The organism is Pirellulales bacterium, assembly GCA_035533075.1.
Lineage (GTDB): Bacteria > Planctomycetota > Planctomycetia > Pirellulales > JAICIG01 > DASSFG01.
Window position 1 is genome coordinate 21375 of record DATLUO010000255.1, and the last position, 14589, is coordinate 35963.

General features: G+C 63.5%; 11 protein-coding genes and 1 other RNA gene. 2 read left to right on the top strand and 10 right to left on the bottom strand.

The window, feature by feature from the left end:
- Positions 1 to 14: 14 nt before the first annotated feature.
- The 4 genes from VNH11_31770 to VNH11_31785 all read right to left on the bottom strand — a co-directional run bounded on the left by VNH11_31770 (position 15) and on the right by VNH11_31785 (position 5389).
- On the bottom strand, positions 15 to 1334 hold the full coding sequence (locus VNH11_31770; GenBank protein HVA50962.1) for a peptidyl-prolyl cis-trans isomerase: 1320 nt from the start codon (positions 1332 to 1334) through the stop codon (positions 15 to 17).
- Between the two features lie 108 nt (positions 1335 to 1442).
- The gene (gene mfd / locus VNH11_31775; protein ID HVA50963.1) at positions 1443 to 4676 is read right to left on the bottom strand and encodes a transcription-repair coupling factor; all 3234 of its coding nucleotides are present in this window, start codon (positions 4674 to 4676) and stop codon (positions 1443 to 1445) included.
- A gap of 87 nt (positions 4677 to 4763) precedes the next feature.
- Positions 4764 to 5093: a hypothetical protein gene (locus tag VNH11_31780; GenBank protein HVA50964.1), complete on the bottom strand. Its 330-nt coding sequence runs from the start codon at positions 5091 to 5093 to the stop codon at positions 4764 to 4766.
- A 35-nt stretch (positions 5094 to 5128) separates the two neighbouring features.
- Positions 5129 to 5389, bottom strand: a complete 261-nt coding sequence (locus VNH11_31785; GenBank protein ID HVA50965.1) for a hypothetical protein — start codon at positions 5387 to 5389, stop codon at positions 5129 to 5131.
- 140 nt (positions 5390 to 5529) lie between these two features.
- Here VNH11_31785 and VNH11_31790 point away from each other — a divergent pair, with 140 nt between their 5' ends.
- Positions 5530 to 7725, top strand: coding sequence for a DUF1549 and DUF1553 domain-containing protein (locus tag VNH11_31790; protein HVA50966.1), 2196 nt, complete (start codon positions 5530 to 5532; stop codon positions 7723 to 7725).
- A gap of 7 nt (positions 7726 to 7732) precedes the next feature.
- Here VNH11_31790 and VNH11_31795 read toward each other — a convergent pair whose 3' ends face one another.
- From VNH11_31795 to VNH11_31820, 6 genes are all read right to left on the bottom strand, one after another.
- Positions 7733 to 8707, bottom strand: a complete 975-nt coding sequence (locus tag VNH11_31795) for a type II secretion system F family protein (protein ID HVA50967.1) — start codon at positions 8705 to 8707, stop codon at positions 7733 to 7735.
- Positions 8708 to 8719: 12 nt separating this feature from the next.
- Positions 8720 to 9688: a type II secretion system F family protein gene (locus VNH11_31800; protein HVA50968.1), complete on the bottom strand. Its 969-nt coding sequence runs from the start codon at positions 9686 to 9688 to the stop codon at positions 8720 to 8722.
- Between the two features lie 12 nt (positions 9689 to 9700).
- The gene (locus VNH11_31805; protein ID HVA50969.1) at positions 9701 to 11026 is read right to left on the bottom strand and encodes a CpaF family protein; all 1326 of its coding nucleotides are present in this window, start codon (positions 11024 to 11026) and stop codon (positions 9701 to 9703) included.
- Between the two features lie 275 nt (positions 11027 to 11301).
- Positions 11302 to 12183, bottom strand: coding sequence for an ATP-dependent sacrificial sulfur transferase LarE (gene larE, locus VNH11_31810; protein ID HVA50970.1), 882 nt, complete (start codon positions 12181 to 12183; stop codon positions 11302 to 11304).
- A 73-nt stretch (positions 12184 to 12256) separates the two neighbouring features.
- Positions 12257 to 12478: non-coding RNA, 6S RNA (gene ssrS / locus VNH11_31815), on the bottom strand.
- A gap of 163 nt (positions 12479 to 12641) precedes the next feature.
- The gene (locus tag VNH11_31820; protein HVA50971.1) at positions 12642 to 13787 is read right to left on the bottom strand and encodes a DUF4912 domain-containing protein; all 1146 of its coding nucleotides are present in this window, start codon (positions 13785 to 13787) and stop codon (positions 12642 to 12644) included.
- A gap of 512 nt (positions 13788 to 14299) precedes the next feature.
- Between VNH11_31820 and VNH11_31825 the strand changes: the two genes are divergently transcribed.
- Positions 14300 to 14587 (top strand): AtpZ/AtpI family protein, encoded by a 288-nt coding sequence (locus tag VNH11_31825; GenBank protein ID HVA50972.1) that lies wholly within the window; start codon positions 14300 to 14302, stop codon positions 14585 to 14587.
- Positions 14588 to 14589 lie beyond the last annotated feature (2 nt).

The following is a 14589-nucleotide window of genomic DNA, read 5'->3' on the forward strand; positions in this document are numbered from 1 at the left end:
GTGAAGTTAGCGCCTTATCGCAGCATGCGATTCGTCGGTTTCTTGGCGTTTTGCGCTTTCGGTTCGGGCATGTCGTCGTAGGCGGTCCACACCTTGGTCTTCATTTTTTCGAAGAAGGCGGTGATCGCCTTGTTTCGGGCATCCATACCCCGCTGCTCCGTGATTTTGACTTTGATTCCCGCCTGCGCATCGCGAAAGCTGGTGGCACCCGCCTCGGTGCGCTGCACCACGCGCACGATCGTAAAGCCGCGGCCGTCGTCAATCGGATTGCTCAGCACGCCGACGGGCAGCGAGAACAGCGCCGCATCCAACTCTTTGCACTTCAGGCTTCCCTTGCTGGTCCAATCGTGCAACCCGCCCTGGTCGGCCTTGGCGCCCTCCGAGTGGACCTTGGCGATTTCGGCCATCGGCGCGCCGGAGTACACCTGATAGCCGAGCCGGCGGGCCAGCTCCCAGGCCTCTTGCCGGCCGCGACGGCGCCCGTAATTCACGTGAATCTGCTCGAAGCGGACCTTGGCCGGAAACTCGTACTCGCGGTGGTGCTCGTGATAAAAAGCCAGCATCTGTTCGTGGCTCACGTGCTCGTCGAACTTGGCGTCTTTTCGCATCCACTCCTGAACGAGGATCATCTCGACAAAGGATTTCCTTTGCTCCTTGAGCGAGGTGCCATACTCTTTCAGCTTGGCGTCGACCTCGCTTTCCGTCGTGACGCCCAACTTTTTTTTCATCTCCGGCAGCCGTTCTTTCTCGAAGTGCTGCAGAATCTGCTTCTCCATTTCCGGAAACTTTCCTTCCGGCACGTTCTTTTTCATCTCCTGCACCACCAACTTCGTCTGCAGGAGCGATTTCACGTGCTTGGCCATGACCATCTGAAAAAACTGATCGTGCTGCTCGGGCGGCACCTGTCTCGCCAAATGCTTAAACTCTTCTTGGACCGCCGGCAACACGTCGGCGGCCAGGATCACCTCATTGCCAAACTTGGCCACCACCTTGGCGCTTGGGATCGGAACCGGCCGCGTCACTTCCAAGGCCCCGGCACCGCTGGGATCGATCTGGAGCTGGGTGAAGGGGGTCTGCCGTGCGCGGCTGGGCTGGCCGGGCGGCGCCGCGGGCGGCTTGCCGGTCGGCGGCAGCCGTTGAGGCGCGGGTCGTCCGCGGTAGACCGCGCCGTTCGGCGGCGGCGCCGCGTTGCCGTCGGCGGGAGTCTGAGCCTGGGCCGCGGCCGTCTCCACCAGGGCGGTCAGCCAGTGCATCGGCAGACCGTGCCGCACCCAGAGCGTCGCCGCCAGGGCCGCTGTGACGCTGAACAAGGTTGGATAAAACAGACGCGACACAGAGGAAGGGGTTTGGGGTTTGGGGTCTGGGGTTGGGTAGATTGCAAATTGCAAATTGCCTGACGCCTATCGCCTTTCGCCTATCGCGCGCGGAGTATAGCTGCCCGTTTAGTCCCCTTGCAACACGGATTTGACCAGTTCATAAAGTTCGTCGGGTGGCGGAACTTGTTTGCCAATCGGTAGATAGGCACTCCGCGCGTCAACCACGCGCAACCGGCCCCCCTGGTGCCGGGCCAACTCCTCGATCCGCGCACGGTTCTTGTAGCTGAACACCACGTAGCCGTCTTCCAAGTGCAGGCAGTCGATTTGCCAACCCTGAGCCAGAATTGCCACCTCGGTCCGCACCAGCAGCCGCTCGGCCATCTCCGGCCGCGGACCAAACCGGTCGCTCAACTCGGCCGCAAAATCCGCCAACTCGGCCAGCGTGGTGACGCGCGCCAGCCGCCGATAAAGGTCGATCTTCAACCGCATGTCGGGCACATAGCGCCGCGGCAGGTACGCTTCGCCCGGCAGGTCCACATTGACCTCAATCGTCATCTTCGGCGCAAGATGTTTGAGGCTGCGGACCGCTTTTTCGAGCAGCTCGCAATACAGCTCATACCCAACCGCCGCAATATGCCCGCTTTGCTCAGTCCCCAGAATGTTGCCGGCCCCGCGAATTTCCAGGTCGCGCATGGCGATGGCGAATCCGGCCCCCATGTCGCTGAACTCGGCGATGGCCGCCAGCCGCTTGGTGGCCGTCGAGGTGAGCGAGTGGTTCGGATCGACTACCAGGTAGCAATAGGCCCGGTGCTTGTAGCGGCCCACGCGGCCCCGCAACTGGTGCATGTCGGCCAGCCCATATTGATCGGCGTCGTCGATGAAAATCGTGTTGGCGTTGGGGATGTCGAGGCCGCTTTCGATGATCGTGGTGGCCAACAGCAGGTCGTATTTGTGGTCGATGAAATCGAGCATCACCTGTTCGAGCTGGCCTTCCGACATCTGCCCGTGGCCGATGGCGATGCGCGCTTCGGGCACGATCTGCTGCAATTGCCGGGCCACGTTCTCAATGTCGTATACGCGGTTGTGGACGAAGAAGATCTGCCCGTTGCGGTTCAACTCGCGCATGGCGGCATGCCGCACCAAGTCGGCGTCGAAGCGGACCACGCGGGTCTCGATCGGCAGCCGGTCGGCTGGCGGCGTTTCCAGATTGCTGATGTCGCGCAGACCCAAGAGCGACATGTGCAGCGTGCGTGGAATCGGGGTGGCGGTGAGCGTCATCACGTCGACCATCTGCCGGCAGGCCTTGAGCCGCTCTTTGACGGCCACGCCGAACCGCTGCTCTTCGTCGATGATCACCAGCCCCAGGTTGTGAAACCGCACGTCGGCCTGCGCCAGCCGGTGCGTGCCGATGACCACGTCGAGCGAACCGCCGGCCAGCCGCTCCAGGATCTTCTTCTGCTCCCGCGCGGTGCAGAAGCGGCTGAGCACGGCGATCTCGAAGGGAAACTCGGCCATGCGGCTGCGGAACGTGCGGCCGTGCTGCTCGGCCAGCACGGTGGTGGGCACGAGCACGGCCACCTGATAGCCGGCGTCGATGGCCTTGAAGGCCGCCCGCATCGCCAGCTCGGTTTTGCCATAGCCCACGTCGCCGCAGATCAGCCGGTCCATGGGACGCGGTTCGTGCATGTCTCGCTTGATGGCCGCGACGCCGACAAGCTGGTCGGGCGTTTCGAGGTAGGGAAACGAGGCATCGAACTCGCGCTGCCACTCGCTGTCGAGCGGAAAACTGATGCCGCTGCGTGAGGCCCGCGCGGCCTGCAAGTCGAGCATGTCGGCGGCCATGTCGTTGACGGCGGCCTCGGCGGCCTTCTTTTGCCGGACCCAGGTTTGCCCGCCGATGCGGGCCAGATTCGGCCGGCTTTTCGCCCCGCCTACATATTTCTGCACCAGCTCGATCTTGGAACAAGGCACGTAGACCTTGGTGCCGCCGTGGAACTCGATCTCCAGATGCTCTTCGCCGCCCTCTTGCTCGCCCAGCAGCTTCAGGCCGCGATAACGGCCGATGCCGTGGGCCAGGTGGACCACGTAATCGCCGTCGCGCAGCTCCAGAAAACTGTCGATCACGCGGCCCAGCCGGCGCCGCGAGGGCCGGCTCAGATCGGCCCGATGAAACAGCTCGCTGCCACTGACCAGCACGATGCGATCGATCACCAGGCGGAAACCGGCCCGCAGCCGGCCGAGTGGAAAGTGCAGCTTGCCTTGCGCGGCCAGACGCGTGCTCTCGAAAATTTCCGCCAAGCGTTTGCCTTCGGCGTCGTTCTGGCAGACGACGAACACCTCCTGGCCTTCGCCGGCGGTCTCCAGCTCATTGCGGACCTTGCCGATGTCGCCGCTGAACCGCTCGACCGACTCGATTTTCAGCCGGCAGGTGGTTTCCATCGAGCCGATCGAGATGCTGCTGGCCGTGACCGATGGGAACTGGTAAATACCCTCCAACACCTGCTTGAGCGTGTGGGCCTCGGCCGCGTCGTCCAAGCGTCCCAGGTAATGCCGGCCTTCGTCTTCGAGCTGCGTTGGCTCGACCAGCAGAAACCAGCTTCGTTGCGGCAAGTACGTCGTAAAGAATTCACGGTCGGCCGTCGTGGGCTTCAGCACCGTCAGTTCCACCGCCTCGACGACGCCCAGGCTCCGCTGGCTGGCGACCTCGAACCGGCGGATCGACTCGATCTGGTCGCCGAACAGCTCCACCCGCACGGGGTCGTACCAATCGGCCCCGAACAGATCGAGGATGCCGCCACGGAACGAGAACTCGCCGGGCAACTGCACGGCACTGGTATTGTGAAAGCCCTGATCGACCAGCCAGCGGGAAAGTTGCTCGACGTCGATCGTGTTGCCCGTCGCCAGCCGCCGCGTTTGGCGGCCGATCGACGGTTTGTCGGGCACCGGCTGCAACAGGCCCTGGATGCTGGCCACGACCAGTTTGGGCGGCCCGGCGCCGTCGAGCATTTTCAGCAGCCGCAGCCGGTCGCCGAACACGTCGTCGGCGACGCTCTGTTCGGTGGGCGTCGTCTCCCAGGCCGGCCAGCGTTCGGGCCTGATTTCGCTGAAGACGGCCAAATCGTCACAAAAATCGTCGATGTCGCTGGTTTGCGGGCACACGACGACGAGCGAAGCGGGGGCGTGGCGAAGGAGCGTGGCGGCGACGAGCGCGCAGGATGAGCCCCAGACTCCGTCGAGCGTGGCGCCATGCCCGGATTGCAGGCTGGCCACAACTTCGGCGAAGCCGTCGGTCGATTCCAAGCGGTCGGCGAGCTGCCACAACCGCTCGGCGGCGGTGATTGCAATTTCCGCAGACGCCATTGAAGTTGGCGGAATTATACGGGCCTGGCCATGCCGGGCCTAGGTCGGATTGGCCAGCTTCGCAGCATTGTTTTGGGCGGCGAGTGGTCAGAGTGGGATGATTTCTACCGCACCACCCGGCGCCACTTCAATCCGCAGCACATTGCCTGCGAGTAGCCGCATGCCCAGACGTGTCTCTTCGCCAACCTCCGAAATCAGCACGGGGCACCAGAAACCGTGCCATTCGACCTCTGCAGCGTAGATGCCGAACCGCCGAAGCGATCCATCGGCAAGCACTGCTCCACTACGCGACCGATATTCGAGGCCTAACGTGGCTATCTCAGCCGCTGGCAATGTCAGCGAAGCACTGAAGCCCGAATCGACGACAGCATCCACAGTTAGTTCGATGTGCGACGGGCCGCGTACGCGCAGCCGCATAACCGCCTCGTTCCGCGCGTTAACGACGCCGCGCATCACCTCACCGCCCTCATGCGATACGCGGCAGGTTCGCCGACCCGGCCGAGCCAAACGTCCGCTCTCGGTCTGCGGTCGCGCAATCGCATGATTGCCGTGTAGTCGTCCTCGTCGAGCTCATAATCGCCCGACCCGATGTCGATGGCCACGAACTTGCCGTGGTCTTCGGGCCGGAGCGATGGCCGCACCCCGCGGTCAAAGACCTCAGGCCCCAGTCGGTCAACTTCTTCGGGGCTGCGATGCGGCTCAGTTGTAGACATAATGCGTTCTCCGATCTATGGTGCGACGTCAAACACCGGACAATACCTATTCTAAAGCACGTCGGCTGCGGCGTCGATTGCGGCGATGTCCAGGTCACATTGCTGAACAATCCGCCGCCGGCTGCTAAAATGATCGTACCATGCGACCCTCCGTGCCTCTCCTCTTGCTTGTCTTGTCGTTTCTGCCGCGCCACGCGGCGGCCGGTTCCGCTGACACCGCGGCACAAGTAGCGCGAAAGGTGAGCTATCGGCTCGAAGTCGTGCCGGTTCTGACGAGGGCGGGTTGCAATTCGGGCAGGTGCCACGGCTCGCCCAGCGGCAAGGGCGGCTTTGCCCTCTCGCTGCGCGGATTCGACTGGCAGAACGACCATCAACGGCTCACCCGCGAGGTCGCCAGCCGGCGGATCGACCTCCTGAATCCTCAGCAGAGCCTGTTGCTCGCCAAACCGACGCTGCGGCTGCCGCACGGCGGCGGGCGACGCTTCAAAGCCGACGATCCGCTGGCCAAGCTTCTCATCGACTGGATTGCCGACGGCGCGCCGAACGACCCCACCGACCCGGCGGCGGTCCGGCTCGTAGTCAGCCCCGCCGAAAGTTGGCTGGAAGCGTCGGCCGAAACACAGCAGCTTCGCGTCGTCGCCCGCTTCTCCGACGGCTCGTCGCGCGACGTTACGCACCTCACGCATTTTTCGGTCAGCCCGGAAGGCAACGCGGACGTCTCGCCCGATGGGCTGGTGCGGCGATCAGCTCACGGCGAGGTGGTTGTCGCGGCGAGTTACGGAGAACAATTCGCCACCAGCCGCCTGGCGTTCCTGCGGCCGGCAGAAGGTTTTGTGTGGACGGATCCCCTCGAAAACAATCAGATCGATCACCTGGTGTTCGACCGCTTGCGGCGACTGCGAATGGCACCCTCGGACCGCTGCGACGATGCGGCGTTCTTGCGACGGGCCTGGCTCGACCTGTGCGGGCTGCTGCCGTCGACCGAGGACGTGCGGCGCTTCGCGGCAGATGCATCGCCCGACAAGCGCGACAGGTTGATCGACGCGCTGCTCGACCGCAAGGAGTACGCCGACTTTTGGGCCATGAAATGGGCCGACCGGCTGGGCTGCAATCAGCGGTTCGTCGGCAAGACCGGGGCGATCAAGTACCACGCCTGGATTCGGCATCAGATCGCGGCCAACGTGCCCGAAGACGAGTTCGCGCGGAAGCTGCTGACGGCCTCCGGCGGCAACTACGGCAATCCGCCGGCCGGTTTTTACCGTTTGCCGCGCACGCCCGAAGACCGGGCCGAGCACGTGGCCCAGGTGTTTCTGGGCGTGCGCATCGGCTGCGCTCGCTGCCACAACCATCCGGGCGAACGCTGGACGCAAGACGATTACTACGGGCTGGCGGCGTTTTTCGCGCGGCTGCGTTACCGCAACGGGCCGTTTTTCAACCACGTCTACGACAAGGAAGAAACAATCGTCCCCTTGCGGTCGGGCGAGCTCATCCACGCTCGCACCGGCGCGGTGATGCAGCCGAAGCCGCTCGGTGGCGTGAGCGAAGCTCTGCCGGCCGAGACCGACCGGCGCGAAGGCCTGGCCGCCTGGCTGACGAAGGCCGACAACCCGTTTTTCGCGCGTGCGGCGGTGAACCGGATATGGGGCCAGCTTTTTGGCCGCGGCATCGCGGAACCGGTCGACGATTTCCGCAGCTCGAATCCGCCCGCTCATCCCGAGCTGCTCGACTGGCTGGCGGCCGACTTCGCCGCCCACGGCTTCGACCGCAAGTATCTGCTGCGCCAGATCATGCGGTCGCGGGTCTATCAGCTTGCGGCGACCACGAACGAAACGAACGCCGACGATGATCGTTATTTCTCGCACGCCTACGCGCGGCTGTTGTGCGCCGAGCAGTTGCTCGACGCGATCGGTCAGGCGACGGGCGTGCCGGAGAAGTTCGCCGGTTTTCCGCTCGGATTGCGGGCGGTGGAACTGCCCGACGGCGAGTACCAGAACCGCTTTTTGACGGCCTTCGGCCGGCCCGCGCGGGCCTTGGCTTGTGCCTGCGAGCGCGACGGCGACTCGAACCTCGGCCAGGCGCTGGAGCTGATCGGCGGCGAAGCGATCGAAGCCCAGCTTCGCTCGCCGCATGGCCGCGTCGCGCGGCTGGTGAACGGCAGGGCGAACAGCGCGGCCGTCATCGACGACCTGTTCTTATCGACGCTCAGCCGTTTTCCCAGCGAGGCCGAGCGCGCCGAACTTGTCGAGCGGCTCGATCGGGCCGCCGACCGCCGCGCGGCGACCGAAGACCTATTGTGGGCGCTCCTGAATCACCCGGAGTTCTTGTTCCAGCACTGACGCCACCCTACTTGCCGGCCATCATGGGGAACATCTCGCGGACCATGGTGATGGCCGCGGGGCCGACCAACACCACGAAAATGCCGGGAAAAATGAAGATCACCAAGGGAAAGATCAGCTTGACGGCCGTCTTGGCCGCCTTTTCTTCGGCAAGCTGACGGCGGCGGGTGCGCATCGAGTCGCTTTGCACGCGCAGCGCCTGAGCGATGCTCGATCCGAACTTGTCGGCCTGAATCAAAATGGCCGCCAACGATCGCAAGTCGTCGACCCCGCTGCGCATGCCCAGCTCGTGCAACACCTCCGCTTTGTTCCGCCCCATCTGAAGCTGAAAGTTCGCCAGACCGAATTCCTGAGAAATGACCGGAAAGCTCCGCTTCATTTCATCGGCCACTTTGCGCATGGCCTGGTCCAGGCCCAGGCCGGCCTCGACGCACACCACCATCAAATCGAGCGCGTCGGGCAAACCGAGAAAGATCGCCTGGCGCCGCCGTTTGCCGATGAAATAGAGCACGAATTCGGGCAAATAGAACAATCCGCCCGCCAGACTCACGGCATACATCATCGACTGCTGATTGAAACTGGAAATGGCGGCGATGGTGATGCCGCTGAAGAACAGCCCCGCCATCAAACCGGTGAATTTCATTCCCAGAAAAATCGACGCGGCCGCTTCGCCCCGGAACCCGGCGACGGCCAGCTTGGCCTTCAAGCGGCTGGCTTCCAACTCGTTGGTGGGTTGCAGCGGCTTGGCCAGCGCGGGAGTGGCCTTCTTGAGCACGCGCGTCATGGCGGCTTGCTTCTTGACGACGCCCTCGCTCTCTTCCTGCTTGCGGCGGCGAAGGCTGGGGTCTCTGATTTCGTCGAGGCGCTCGACCGCCCGGCTCCGATTGCGGGCCAGATACTCCAGCAGCCACCAAGCGCCGGCGGCGAACATGCCGAACACCGCCAGCGACACCATTTGCTCGGGTTGAAGAAGGTTGCCCATGTTGAGGTCGGCTTACACTTTGATATTGATGATTTTCCGGATCGCCAGCGCCCCCATGACCTGCAACCCAATGGCCCCCATGAGCATCTGTTTGCCCATGGGGTCGGTGAACAGCATCATGATGTAGTCGTGGTTCATGCGATACACGGCCAAAAACAAGGCCGGGGGCAGAGCGAGCAGGACCGCGCCCGACAGCCGTCCTTCGCCGGTCAGCGCTTGCACCTGGCCATAGATTTTGAACCGTTCGCGTATGATGTACCCGATCTTGTCGAGGATTTCGGCCAGATCGCCGCCCGTCTGACGTTGCAGGATGACCGCGGTGGCGAAAAACCGCAGGTCGAGGTTCGGCACGCGTTCGGTGAGCGAGTTCAAGGCGTCTTCCATCGGAATGCCGAGGTTCGTTTCCTCGAACACGCGGCCAAACTCGCGGCCGACCGGCGCGGCCATTTCGTCCTGCACCAGATTGAAGCCCGCCGCCAGGCTATGGCCGGCACGAAGGGCGCGGGCGATCAATTCCATCGCGTCGGGCAACTGTGCGCCAAACTTCTTCAGTCGCTTCTTTCGTCGAAAGACGAGCCACATCAGCGGCAGGCTGGCAGCCGCTCCTGCCGCCGCGGGAGCGATCGCCAGGTTCAATCCGGCGTAGGCCGATGCGGCAAAAGCGGCACAGCCCAAGGCCGCCGAAACGGCGAAGAACTGCGTTGGCCTCAACGCGGTGTCCGCTTGATCGAAGAGCAGCCGCACGCGGCCGAAACGGGTCAGCACGAAGTCGAACATACCCGGCACGGCGTCGAGCGGGCGGTGCAGCACGCTGGCCGCGGAGCGTGCCTCGGCTTGGGCAGCGCTTCGGCTGTTGATCAACAAGTCGAGGCGGTCTTCGACGCGGTTTTCGGTATCGGCCTTGAACAGCGTCAACAGGCCGGCCACCAGCGCCGAGACGCCGAGGAAGGCCGCGATCGAGATCAGAAGGATTGGGTCCATAGGCATCCAAACTTAGTCAACGAGCATCACCCTCTGCCGGAAGGCGCTGGCGGGCAAACGAACGCCCGCCTGCTCCAGGCGCTCCATGAACGTGGGCCGCACGCCGGTCGCCTCGAAGCGTCCGTAAGCACGGCCGCGCTCGTCGATGCCTTCCTGCGCATAATGGTAGATGTCTTGCATCACAATCGTGTCTTGCTCCATGCCCACCACCTCGGTGATGTGCGTGATCTTGCGCGGCCCGCCTTGCAAACGGTTGGCCTGAATGATCAGGTCCACCGCGCTGGCGATCTGCTGCCGCATCGCCTTGAGCGGCAGATCGAAGCCGGCCATCATGATCATCGTTTCGATGCGGGCCACGCCGTCGCGCGGCGAGTTGGCGTGGATCGTGGTCAGCGATCCCTCGTGGCCCGTGTTCATGGCCTGCAGCATGTCGAGCGTTTCGGGTCCGCGGCACTCGCCGATGATGATTCGCTCCGGCCGCATACGCAGCGCGTTGCGCACCAGGTCGGTGGCCGTGATGGCGCCTTTGCCCTCGATGTTCGCCGGCCGAGTTTCCAGCCGCACGATGTGGTCTTGCTGCAACTGAAGTTCGGCCGCGTCTTCGATCGTCACGATACGGTCGCTGTTCGAAATGAAGCTCGACAGCGTGTTGAGCAGCGTCGTTTTGCCGGAGCCGGTGCCGCCCGAAATCACGATGTTCAGCCGGGCCTTGATCGCCCCTTCCAACAGCATCACCATTTCCGGCGTGAAGGCCTTGTAGTTCAGCAGGTCTTCCAGCTTGAGCGGATTGGCCCCGAAGCGGCGAATGGAGACCGCCGCGCCGTCCAAGGCCAGCGGTGGAATGATGGCGTTCACGCGCGAGCCGTCGGGCAGGCGGGCATCGACCATCGGGCAGACCTCGTCCACGCGACGGCCGACGCGCGAGACGATGCGGTCGATGATCTGCAGCAGGTGCGCGTTGTCGCGAAACGTCACCGGGGTCTTTTCCATCTTGCCGCGGCGCTCGCAATAAATGTTCTTCGGGCCGTTGATCAGGATGTCGCTGATGGTCGGGTCTTTGAGCAGCAGCTCCAACGGACCGAGACCGAACGTTTCGTCGAGCACTTCTTCGACCAGCCGCTCGCGCTCGTTGCGGTTGAGCAGCGTTTCTTCGGCGTCGCAGAGGTGTTCGATCACCAGGCGGATTTCGCGACGCAGGACTTCGCCGTCGAGATCGCCGACCTTCGACAGGTCGAGCTTGTCGACGAGCTTGCCGTGGATTTTCCGTTTCAGTTCTTCGAAGTTCGATTCGGAAGTGCGTTCGCCGGGACGGACGGGGGGAGCGATGGTCTTTGCCATAGGTCGAGGGAGGTCGTTCGGAGGTTGAGAGTTCGACTTGCGCGGACGGCGCGCAATGGTCCTAGCCGACAAAAGAATAGCTTACGGCTGGGCGCAGAGAGGCGACGCATAGGGTGGAACTACTCCGGGCGTGCCGGGACGAGCGCGATTTTGGATTTTGGATTCCGAGCCAATCCAAAATCCAAAATCGAAAATCGCGGCGATGGTGGGCCGGCGCTCGCAAGCTCGCTGGTCCCACCCTACGCTCTTTGGCGGTCGCAGCGGTTGCGCCGGATCTAACGGCGCAGCACCTGAAGCTGGTCGACGCCGATCACCTGATTCAGGTTGCCGGAGCGAAAGCCCTCCAGGTCGAGCGTCACGTATTTGAATCCGAGGCGACGGAGATGGGCCACCAATGACTCGCGCAGCTCCGGCTCGGCGAGCCGAGGCAGCTCGTCCAGCGGCACTTCGATACGGGCCATGTCGTCGCCGTGATACCGCACCCGCAATTCGCGAAAGCCCGCCTCGCGCAAGAACTGCTCGGCCCGATCGATCATGGCCACGCGCTCGGGCGTGACGTTTTGTCCGTAAGCAATGCGACTGCTGAGACAGGGGCTGGCGGGCTTGTCCCACACGGGCAGGCCCCAATGCGCCGCCAATTGCCGCACTTCGGCTTTGCTCAACTCGCATTCGACGAGCGGGCTATGCACCCCGTGCTGCCGGGCCGCGATCATGCCCGGCCGATAGTCGCCGCGGTCGTCGAGGTTCGCCCCGTTGACCACAACTTGCACGCCCAATTCTTCGGTCAGGCCTTCCAGTTGGGTGTAAAGCTCGGTCTTGCAGTGAAAGCAACGGTCGGGCGCGTTGCGGAGATAGTCGACATTGTCGAACTCCTCGGTTTCGATCACCTGATGCCGGATGCCGATCTGGTGGGCAAGCTCGCGGGCAGCATCCAGCTCGCCTTCGGCCAAACTGGCGCTCTTGGCCGTCACGGCAACGGCGCGATCGCCCAAAGCGAGTTGGGCGGCCTTTGCCACGACCGCGCTATCGACGCCGCCCGAAAACGCCACCGCGCAACTGCCGCACCTGCCGAGCAACTCGACCAGGCGATCTCGCTTGACGGCCAACTCGGCCGGTAGCTCGCCTGGTGAGGTTTCCGCCCGCCCAAGCTGCGTCATGACTTCGCCTCACGATCGCTCGTCTGTAGCCACGGACCACGGACCACGGACCACCCGCAACGGACCAATAAAAAAATCCTCCACCGAAATGCCGTGGCGACGCGGTTTTCGAGAGCCCGCAGAGTTAAAGTGGGTGCCTAGTATCCCGTGTTGTGTGATCCGGCCGCTTGATCCGGGACCCGAGGGTTCCGGGCGTCGGCTATACACGCTTACGGGACGTTGCTTTGGCACCCAGCGGACTTTCTTATCGGCTCCCCAAAATAGGACGTCGACAGCACGAACATGGCAGAGGATTGCTGTTATCTTACGCGGTTGTCGCTGCCGGGGCAAGCACGGGTTCAGGGTTCAGGATTCAGGGTTCAGGATTCAGATGAGGGATGAGGGAGGGCGCGACGAAGCGGCTTTCGCCAAGCGCGGCCCCACACTTCCTGAACCCTGAACCCTGAACCCTGAACCCTCTACTCGTTGCTGGTATCGCGCAGCAACGGCTCCATGGCCTTGGTATTGCGTTCCACGGCCAGCACGATCGTGCGTTGCTCGAAGCCATCGTGACTGGCGGCCACGGCGGGAATCACCTGGCGGCAGTTCGGCAGGCTGAAACGCATGGTGAATGTGCCGTCGGGCCGCAGCTTCACGGGCTCGCCTTGCAACGTCACGTGGGCGTTGGGCTCGGTCGAACCGAACACGAGCAGCTCGGCATCAAGCTCGAAGTGAAAGCCCCGCTTGCGGAGCAACATGTCGGCGATGCCCGCTCCGTACTGCGTCACCATGGGCGAGCCCATGGGTCGCCGCAGACGTTCCTCGAACAGTTGCTGCAGCTCGCCGGCGGTGTGCGGTTCGTAGCCGCCGCTCATGGCGAAAATCTTGTCGAAATTCTCCGCCACTTCCGACCAGTTCTCGTCGATCGCGTCGCTGGCGCCGGCCTTGGGGGTGGTCACCGTGTTGCTCCGCGCCAATACAAAGAACTTGCCGCCGGGCGCGAGATATCCGACATCGACGCGATAGCTTTGCGGCGGGTTTTTGACGTCGATGTACCAATCGTTGACGCCGCCGTGGACTTCGATGTCGCGCACCGGTCGCTCGGCCGAGCTGGTGGTCGTGCCGACGGTCACTTCATAGAGCCGCAGCACCGGCCGGGCGGCGTGCCATTCCTGGCCCAGGGCCGCTTGAGCGCGAGTCACGCTGTGGCGGCAGACCTGCCAGCAGGCGTGCAGCCAAAACGGCCCGCGCACCATGACCACCAGCCGGTCTTTGACGGCGCCGTTGCCGTTCGCCTCGTCCGACAGGTCTTTGTCGTTCATCAGCTTGGCCTTGGCTTCGGCCAGCTTGCGCGCGATCTGCGGGTTGCGCGGCTTGGGCCGCGCCGCGTGGGAGCGGCCGTTGGACTTCGCCACCGCGATGGCCACGGGCGAGCGACGCACGGCCGGCTTGGAATGTCCGTTCTTGGCTTGTGCGGCTCCGTTGCGGGCCGCTCGGGCGGCTAATCGCACCAGGGCCTTCACAAGCTGCTCTTTGCGCATCGTGTGCCAGCCGTGAATGCCCCGCCGTTTGGCCATTTGGGCCAGATCCTTGACGCTCTTGTTGCTCAGTGTCTCTGCCGTCATCGCTTACCGAATCTCCCCGAGTTGAAGCTATTGCTGCTGCACGTTCATTACCCTCGATCCGGCTGTCCCTGGCCGCGTTGGGCAGCCCGAACAGGCGGTCCGCCGTCCGGGAGCTGCGGCGCGCACGTCCGACGCGCCGGCGAATTGCCAACCACGGCCCCGACGATTTCCGGAGAAGAGCCGCAATTCCAGCCATTTTGAGTGTAACCAGCATCGTAGCCAACCGCAAGTGGCGGCCCGCTCCCGTAAGGCGGGACAAGCGAGCTTGCGAGCGCCGGCCACCACCGGCCCGACGTCATTTACGGTGGGCCGGCGCTCGCACGCGCGCTGGTTCCACCTTACACAAGTCCTTGCGACCAGACTGTTTGTGAAATGACTCGCTACTTCGTGAAAAAAAGCACGAATTCACACTCGCGCCCCGTTGACACCCCAAATTGCCTCAATTAGATTACCAACCTTACATGAATCAAGGCGGATTTGCCGCGAACGTTCTTCGCTCTGGTGGTTCGCCGGTGAAATCTTCCTCCAACGAGCCGTCACCCGTCGCCGAGGCGATGACCTGGGTATCGCGCGTGCTGGCGGTCGTGGCGATGATGGTGCTGCCGGGTTTGGCGGGCCAGTGGCTCGACAAGCGTTGGGGAACCGGCTTTCTGGGCTTGATCGGGTTCGCAGTGGGACTGGTGTCGGGCATGGGTTATTTATTGGCGATGACGAAGCTTCCGCCGCGTGGGCGGTCGGGCGACGGTTCGTCGGATGACGGTTTGTCGGATGACGGTGTACGCGGTGCGAAAAAGGACTGACG

What these genes read in the sequence shown, in the direction of transcription:
- mfd (HVA50963.1), bottom strand. Translation starts at nt 4,676, where the DNA reads ATGGCGTCTGCGGAAATTGCAATCACCGCCGCCGAGCGGTTGTGGCAG.
- VNH11_31780 (HVA50964.1), bottom strand. Translation starts at nt 5,093, where the DNA reads ATGCGGCTGCGCGTACGCGGCCCGTCGCACATCGAACTAACTGTGGAT.
- VNH11_31785 (HVA50965.1), bottom strand. Translation starts at nt 5,389, where the DNA reads ATGTCTACAACTGAGCCGCATCGCAGCCCCGAAGAAGTTGACCGACTG.
- VNH11_31790 (HVA50966.1), top strand. Translation starts at nt 5,530, where the DNA reads ATGCGACCCTCCGTGCCTCTCCTCTTGCTTGTCTTGTCGTTTCTGCCG.
- VNH11_31795 (HVA50967.1), bottom strand. Translation starts at nt 8,707, where the DNA reads ATGGGCAACCTTCTTCAACCCGAGCAAATGGTGTCGCTGGCGGTGTTC.
- VNH11_31800 (HVA50968.1), bottom strand. Translation starts at nt 9,688, where the DNA reads ATGGACCCAATCCTTCTGATCTCGATCGCGGCCTTCCTCGGCGTCTCG.
- VNH11_31805 (HVA50969.1), bottom strand. Translation starts at nt 11,026, where the DNA reads ATGGCAAAGACCATCGCTCCCCCCGTCCGTCCCGGCGAACGCACTTCC.
- larE (HVA50970.1), bottom strand. Translation starts at nt 12,183, where the DNA reads ATGACGCAGCTTGGGCGGGCGGAAACCTCACCAGGCGAGCTACCGGCC.
- VNH11_31820 (HVA50971.1), bottom strand. Translation starts at nt 13,787, where the DNA reads ATGACGGCAGAGACACTGAGCAACAAGAGCGTCAAGGATCTGGCCCAA.